Below are 7,519 nucleotides of genomic sequence, written 5' to 3' on the forward strand. Positions count from 1 at the left end.
ACCAAACGCGGCTGCCGCTGCTTGAAAAGGGCACGCGGGTGGTGTTCAGGCTGGAAACTTCTCACACGAAACCACAAAGGCGTGGGATCGCGGGAAAAGGGGCCGCGAAGCTTATCCTTTTTATCATACGGCAAGACCGACGCTTGGCTCGCGACGGATTTAGCGCTCGTTTGGGTTTTGGATGATTGGGTACGGAGAAAAGCTAAGCCGCATCCTTACCTTTTGAACACGTCGCCCACATTTTCCTTGATGTCGGTGAGCAGGGCTTGACGGTTGCCTTCGTAGTTTTTCTGGTGGTTGACCGGCTTAAAGTCAAAGATCCGTTTCTGAATGCGGCCCCACACCAAACCCAACAGCTTCACCATTTGGTGGTCGCCCTCCTTGGCTTGTTCCAACAGGGCTACCAGCGTCATATAAGCCGCTTTTTTACGGATGCTTAGCGATTTGACCAGGTTCAGCGTGTGACACAACAACTGGGTCTCCGCCTCGAAAATTTCTTTGCTGTTTTTCATAATCGAGGTGCGCAGGGGGAGGGAGATAAACCGTTTATCGCGAAACAGCTTGTAGGCCTTGTTGTTCAGCGATTGGGTGATCTCCTTGGGAATCGAAAGATCTTTTTTCCGCGCTTTTTCGAACAGGTTGGTCAGCAAACCCGTTTTGAGGTTATAGGACACACAGAATCGTTTGATGTCTTCCATGGTGACCGTATCGATGAATTCGTAAACGTCCTTGAGGCGATCCAAGTCATTGATGTTCAGGGTTACGTCCAGGTGTTCCGTCGATTTTTTGGCGCCGAACTTGTTTTGTAACAGTTTGACGCGTTTTTGCGCGCTGCTGACTTCTTCCAAAAGCTGGTCGAGTTCGGAGAAGTTTAACTCCAAATCCCGGCGCAGTTCGCGGACCAGCTCCGGCGAAAGGCTGTCGTTCTCTTCCATCTGTTTGAGTTTTTTGTAGGCTTCACCATTGGGTTTGGTGGTGCGCTGGGCTTCAATCACCTGGGCTTCAATGGTGTTGAGCGATTTGACCAATTGCTCGCCTTCGGTTTCGTTGGCAAGCTGCGGTGCCATGGCAATCATGCTTTCCAGCAAGGCGCGCAGGTTGTCGGCGTTGCAATCGGAGAGACCGAATACCTCCAGACGCAGGCGTTTCGACTGGATTTTGCCGGTATTCAAGCGTTCGCGCAGTTCGGCGCGGGCACGATCACTCAGTTCGGCGATCTTTTCACCGTTGCTCTGGAGGAAGGCTTCTTTTTCGCTCATTTCCTCTTTGCGCAGGTCTTTTTCCCAATCGTGCAAGGCGCCGATCAAATGTTCGGTACGCGGCACCGCTTCCATTTCCTGCAGCAACTGGTCGAGGTGTAACACGCAGTCCTCGTCGTCCAGTTTCATCGCCTCGTTAAAGTAATTCTCAAAGACCTCGGCGTCGATGACGCGGTACTCGATTTTCTTGAGGCCGGCCAGCATTTGATGGATGACCACGCTCATACAGGCGCTCAGCAACTTGTCGCCCACGCCTTTGTAGGAAATGATGCGGTAAATATCCAGCGTCCAGCCTTCCAGCTTCACGCGCAGGCGTTCCAGTTGCTCTTCCATGTTGTAAAGCTGGAGGACCTTGTTTTCGTAGTCGCTAAAATCGGTGTAGGCGTCGCGAACTTTTTTGTGGAACTCGATGTTGTTGATCGAAATACGGTCGATGAACTTTTTGACTTGATCGCGGGTCTCTTCCACATCCGCAAGCAAGGCGGCGTCTGGATTTTCCAAGCGGTTTTCCAAGCGGTCCGTGGCCCGAACCAGATCATCGATGTTCAGCGATTCGAGCTCGTTTTCAGTTTGTTTGAACGTGGTTTCGCGGTCTGTACTGTGACCGCTTTTGATGGATTCGATCACCTGTTCCAGGCGCTCCGGCAGCACGACTTTTTCGTTTTCTTCTTTAAGTTTCAGCAGGGTGTCGTAAATTTCCATCACGAGTTCCTGCAACCTAATTTTGTTTTCGCGAACCCACTTCTCAGCCTCGTCCCGTTCGCGGTTGCTGAGCATGCCGTTGTCGTAGTCGGTGTCGATGGCGATTTTGGCTTCGCCTTCCGGCGCCGTCGAATTTTTGATTTTTTGTTCCACTTCAAAGAATAAATTGGACAACTGTGCCGCTTGCACCTTGACCAGGTTGATTTCAACCAAGAACCGGTCCTTGGTGGCGCGCAGGCGCTCGGCGTCGTAACTGATGCGAACCATGGGATAGGTGATGCGCTTAATTTGGTGCTCGACCTTTTCTTCCGAGGTGAAGGATTTGACAAAATCCTCGCCGCGCGGCAGGGAATTACCCAGTGAATACCAGGACTTGGACATGTCCAGGCTGGAAGTATCCCGCGGGAACTGCAAACCCGACAGCTGTTCCATTTCCTCCAAAATGCGGTTGGCCGCGTTGTCCAGCATTTGGAAGCCGTTGTTAATCAGGCTGTGGACCGCCTTGGTGTTGCCTTTGAACTTGGACTTTTTCACCCAGGTCATGGCCTCGTTGTGGCGTTGGTGGTGGGGGTCGCGCAAAACACGGTCGACAAACAACAATTCAAAACGAACCCGCGAGGGGACCTGCAGCGCCTGCATCAGAATGTCCAACTTGCGGCCGCCGCCGCGCACCATTTCCGACATCTTCTGATAGCGCCCGATTTCTTCCATGCACAGGCGAATCTTTTGGCTGACATCAAAGGCCGAAAGATTCATGATTTTTTCAAATGCCTGTTCGCGCTCCAAGCGACCCAAAACCCGCCGGTGGGGTGCCATCAAATACTTTTTGATGCGTTTCATCACGATGATGGTCGGCTTGCGGAAGTGGCTGTACAACTGCGGTACATATTCAATGTCGCAGGCAATGGGGTCGTCCACGCCTTTAATCGCGTAATAAAGCAGGTGACCGGTCTGGTTCTGCAATTCCTCGGGGTCGATGTTTTTGAGTTTGCCCATCGGGCAGGCGTTTACGGCCGCGACGATATCGACCATGGTCGCCACGTAAGGTTTGGAATTGCGTGCCTGGAATATGGTGTAGTCCTGGCACAATTCGGCGACTGAGTGAATGCTCACGCCTTGTTTGTTGGATTGATCGTCGCCCATCGCGCTGGTTGCGTCCTCTTCGTTTTCTGGCGACCGCGGTACCAGGACCGAGCCGCTTTTTCGTTCATGGGATTTCGGAAATCTGGAACTGGGAGCAAAAGGGTGTTTTGGGAAACCATGGTCGCTTTTGGACCGCTTCGACCTGGGTGCTTTTTCCAAAAAGGGTCCCGCCCCGGGTCCGATGCTCGTTTCCGGCACAAGTTCGGCCCTCGAAAACGGATGTTTTCGATGGATGGGCGACTGGCTGGAAGACGATAGAGCGATTCTAGATGAAAGTTGGACAAAAAGGAATTGTGACTTGCGACTCCAGGGCCGGAAAATCAATTTCTGGGTTGGGCGCGGCGGCGAAACCGGCAGACGGCGTTGCCAGGGAAGCAGTCTCGCGGACTAGCCCGGCGGCGGAAATGCCGGTTCCGCATCGATTAGTTCGCGCGGAGGGCGGCTGTTTCCGAGGCGCCTACCGATGCAATGGTGTGGAGCAGTGGCTGCGCTTCCGCCATGGTCATGAGTGGGTTGATAAGGATTAATCGGAAATAGGTCGTGCCTTTGATGTCGGTTACGTTAAACAAAGCCTTGCCCGACGCGCGTATTTTTTCCCGAATGGTGACCTGGAGTTGGTTTAGGGTCGCCGCGTCAGCATGGCCGTCGCGGGGCAGGTAACGGAAACACAGCACCGGGGAGCGCGGCTCATAAGCGAGTTCGAAGTGGGGTTGGTTTTTAATCGCGGCGGTCAAATCGTCCAAAAAGGTCAGCCGGGTTTGCGCCTGGTGGCGGAACCAATCCGATCCGTAGGCCTTGAGCATTAACCAGACGGGTAAGGCATGAAACTGTTTGCCGCACAACGGGGTGAAGTGGCCCAAGTCCTCGGTGACCCCGGTCTGTTCGTCGAAATCGTGGAAGAGATAAGGTGCGTCGGGGTTGAAGGTTTGCTTGAAGACGTGCGGGTTGGGGGACAACAGGACCGTGCAGGTCAGCGGGGCATGCAGCCATTTGTGGGCATCCCAGGTAACCGTGTCGGCCGCCTCAATGCCCTGCATGAAACGGTCGCGGCGATCCGTCAGCGCCATGCCGCCGCCGAAGGCTGCATCCGCATGGAGGTGCATGTCGTAGCGGGAACAAAGTTCGGCCATTTCCGCGATGGGGTCAAACCCGCCGGTGACCGTGAGGCCGAGCGTGGCGACCGCGGCAAAGGGTCGTTTGCCCTGTGCCAAACAGCGCTCGATTTTGGCGGCGAAATCCTCGATCAAAATCTCATTGGCTTCGTTGGTGGCTACCGTGACCATCGACTCGCGGCCCAAACCCATCAGGTTCACCGCGTTGGCCACGCTGTAGTGGGCCGCATCACTGCACAGCACCACCGCGTCCTGGTGGTGCATGCCGTGACGTGCGCTGTCCGCCAATTGGTTGTTGCGCGCCACCACCAAGGCCAGAAAATTGCCCAGCGAGGAACCGGGTAGGAAAATCCCGCCGCTTCCCGGCTTCATGCCCAGTAACTCCGCCATCCAACGCGCCACATTGTGCTCGATTATCGTGGCGGCAGGGGATGCTTCAAAGGTCGAGAGCGTGCCGTTCATCATCGCGGCCAGGGCGGCCCCCATGACCGCGGGGAAGGAGGCGCCTGCCGACATTTGGTTCATAAAACCCGGATGCCATGTTTTGACCGAATTCGCCAAAATATCGGTTTCAAAAAGCTGGAGCGCCTGATCGAGGCCGATGCCTTCTCGCGGTGGGTCGGGTTCGTTCAGGGCTTGCGCCAGTTCTGGTTTGCTTGTGTAGTTCAGCAGGGGATCCCGCGCGGGATCTACATAATAGTCGATCAACAAATCGTCGAGTCGGCGTGTATACGCACGGATCTCGGGCTCGGTGTGAAAATCTTTCATGTCGCTCTCTCAGCCTGGCCAGGCGTTTTGCCTTGTCCGGCATGGTTCGGGAATTCGGTTGGCTGTCTCGGAAACAGAGGGAATTCCCTAAAAAAGAACCCTTCCCGTAAAGAAACAAAATCCGTGAATCAGAGCAAGGCGTTTGTCCCTGTTCTCGGTCCGTTCCCGCGGGGGGCGTCACATTATGTGGAGGGTTTGGCAATGCTGTCAAGCCGCTCGCGCGCTTCCGTCTCCGTCAAGCTTTTGCAGAATTTAATGTTTCTTTCAAAAGTAGCCGAACCATTGAATAACTCTTTGTGGTTTGTTAACTCCCGCGGTGGATTCACCGCGTTTCGTGTTCTTTTCCTTCGGGTGGGACGGGCTTTTTTTCGAAGTTTCGTTTTTCCCACAGGCTGCACCTTACCCGTTAACGTCCTTAAACGAGGTCCTGTCATGCACCGCGGCGCGCCCCATCCGATTGCCATCCTGAGTGATAACCAAACCCTTATTCAACGAATCGAACAGGTATTGCTGCAAACGCCGGTGATGGTGGATTGCCTTTCCGTCTGGCCCGTACCCTTGCGTGCGGTGCCCGTTGGCGAATGGCCGATTGTGTTGGTGTCTTTTTCCAGTCGCCTCTTGGTCGAAGAGTACATTCAGGTGATTCGCGCCGACGCAACCATGACCTGTTCGCGTATTTTGCTGGTTTTGGACGCCATGGCCCACTGCCCCGATGAAGCTTTTTTGCTCAAGTACGATGTTTGCGATGTGCGTCTGTTCCATGAATGGGAGGCGGTCCTTCTGCGTATTCAAGTGCGCAACGCCGCCGAGCGTTACCGCACCCGCTACCAGGACGGCCTCACCGAGGAAATTTTGCAATGCGGCTTGGATCAATCCGGCCACGACTACCTGCGAACCCTGGTCCGGCAAATCGCCAAAACCTTTTCCTACCGCGGTTGTTTTGTCGGCCGTTTGCGCGAGGAGGCGGGCCGGCGTGAGGTAGAAACCGTGGCCATGTGGGACCGCGACCAACTGGTTCCCAATTTTCGCTACGATTTGGCTTTTACACCCTGCAACGAGGTTTTGTCGCAACGGCGGGTCTGTTTGTTTCCTGATCGCGTCACCGCACATTTTCCCAAGGATGAGGATTTGCAGCGGTTGGGCATGAGCGCTTACATGGCCTGTCCCATTTTCCGTCGCGACGGCAGTTTGCTGGGTTTGCTCGGTTGCCTGCACGATAAACCGATGCCCATGGGGGAAAGTCAAATTCCGGTCATTGAACTATTTGCCTGCCGGGCCGGGGTCGAGTTGGAGCGTCAAGAATCCATGGACCATTTGCATCGGCTTAACGAGGTCCTCGAGGATGAGGTCGACAAACGTACCGAGGAATTGCGCGAAACCAACCAAATGATGGTCTCGATTGCGCACCGTGCCGGGATGGCGGAAATTGCCACCGGTGTTTTGCACAACGTGGGTAACCTCCTGAACAGCATCCAAATTTCCGGGGAATGTATTCATGAAATTGTGACCCGCTCCAATCTTGGGACACTTACCCACCTGAACCAGCTTTTTGACGAAAATGCGCACCGAATCGGACCCTACTTGTCCCATGACCCGCGCGGACGGATGATTCCCGGTTACCTGAAGCGTTTGGAACAAGCCCACCTCAAGGAAACCAAACAGCTTATGGAGGAAACCCTCATCATCCTCGAAAATACCGCCACCATTACCAAAATCATCAACTTGCAGCAGGATTATGCCGCCGGACCGACCTTTTCCGAAATCGGAGATCTCAACGCCTTGGTCAATCGCACCCTGGACATGATGCGGGTGAGTTTGCGGCGCCACCTGATTGACTTGAAAACCCATTTCGGCTCCATCCCCGAAATGCCGCTGCAACCGACCAAGCTGGTGCAAGTCCTCAACAACCTGCTGCAGAATGCCAAAGAATCGGTGCTTCACCGGGAAGAAGGGTTCCGCGAAATTGAAGTGCGAACCTGGCAAGACGACAACGACCACGCCTGGGTTTCCGTGCGTGATTCAGGGGTGGGCATCGAAGCCGAGGCGATGGAGCGCATTTTTAAGTTTGGTTACACCACCAAAAGCGATGGTCATGGTTTTGGCTTGCACTGCAGTATTTTGTTCATGCACGAAATGAACGGGGAGATGAAGGTTCATTCCGAGGGCGTTGATAAAGGTGCCGAATTTCTGATCAGCCTGCCCATGGCAAAAGGAGCCGGTGGCGAATAAATCGCCTAATGCGAAATTTTGAAGCCGTCCGCGGCTCTGCCGAGGGTGATTCAGAATAGCGACTCACCGCGGGGAATCCGACAAATATTTGCTCGATAGGGGTTTGTATACGCTCTAAGCTGTCAATTAGGTTGTGATTGGTATTCAACCTAAAAAGCGCTGACGCGGTGATTTTAGCCAAACCTCTTATGTGTAGCGGGGCACCTCGCATCTCGGAAACCAAAAATAGCGTGATGTGATGTCCCAGCCACTCGATTTTGAAGCTAATGTGTTTAATACACAGAAGTTTAGCGGAAATCCCCGGCA

At 54.2% G+C, this 7,519-nt stretch carries 3 protein-coding genes; 1 reads left to right on the top strand and 2 read right to left on the bottom strand.

Translation table 11 applies throughout. The features are described 5' to 3' along the window. Positions 1-215: 215 nt before the first annotated feature. On the bottom strand, positions 216-3,104 hold the full coding sequence (locus tag J3U88_RS29915; protein WP_207862697.1) for a GumC domain-containing protein: 2,889 nt from the start codon (positions 3,102-3,104) through the stop codon (positions 216-218). 422 nt (positions 3,105-3,526) lie between these two features. Beyond that, positions 3,527-4,984 carry a pyridoxal phosphate-dependent decarboxylase family protein gene (locus tag J3U88_RS29920; protein WP_207862698.1) on the bottom strand — a complete coding sequence of 486 codons (1,458 nt, stop codon included), beginning with the start codon at positions 4,982-4,984 and terminating at the stop codon, positions 3,527-3,529. A gap of 432 nt (positions 4,985-5,416) precedes the next feature. Between J3U88_RS29920 and J3U88_RS29925 the strand changes: the two genes are divergently transcribed. Continuing rightward, complete coding sequence (locus tag J3U88_RS29925; protein ID WP_207862699.1) at positions 5,417-7,213, top strand: GAF domain-containing sensor histidine kinase; 1,797 nt, start codon at positions 5,417-5,419, stop codon at positions 7,211-7,213. Positions 7,214-7,519: the final 306 nt, after the last annotated feature.

It is taken from the genome of Acanthopleuribacter pedis, from assembly GCF_017377855.1.
GTDB lineage: Bacteria > Acidobacteriota > Holophagae > Acanthopleuribacterales > Acanthopleuribacteraceae > Acanthopleuribacter > Acanthopleuribacter pedis.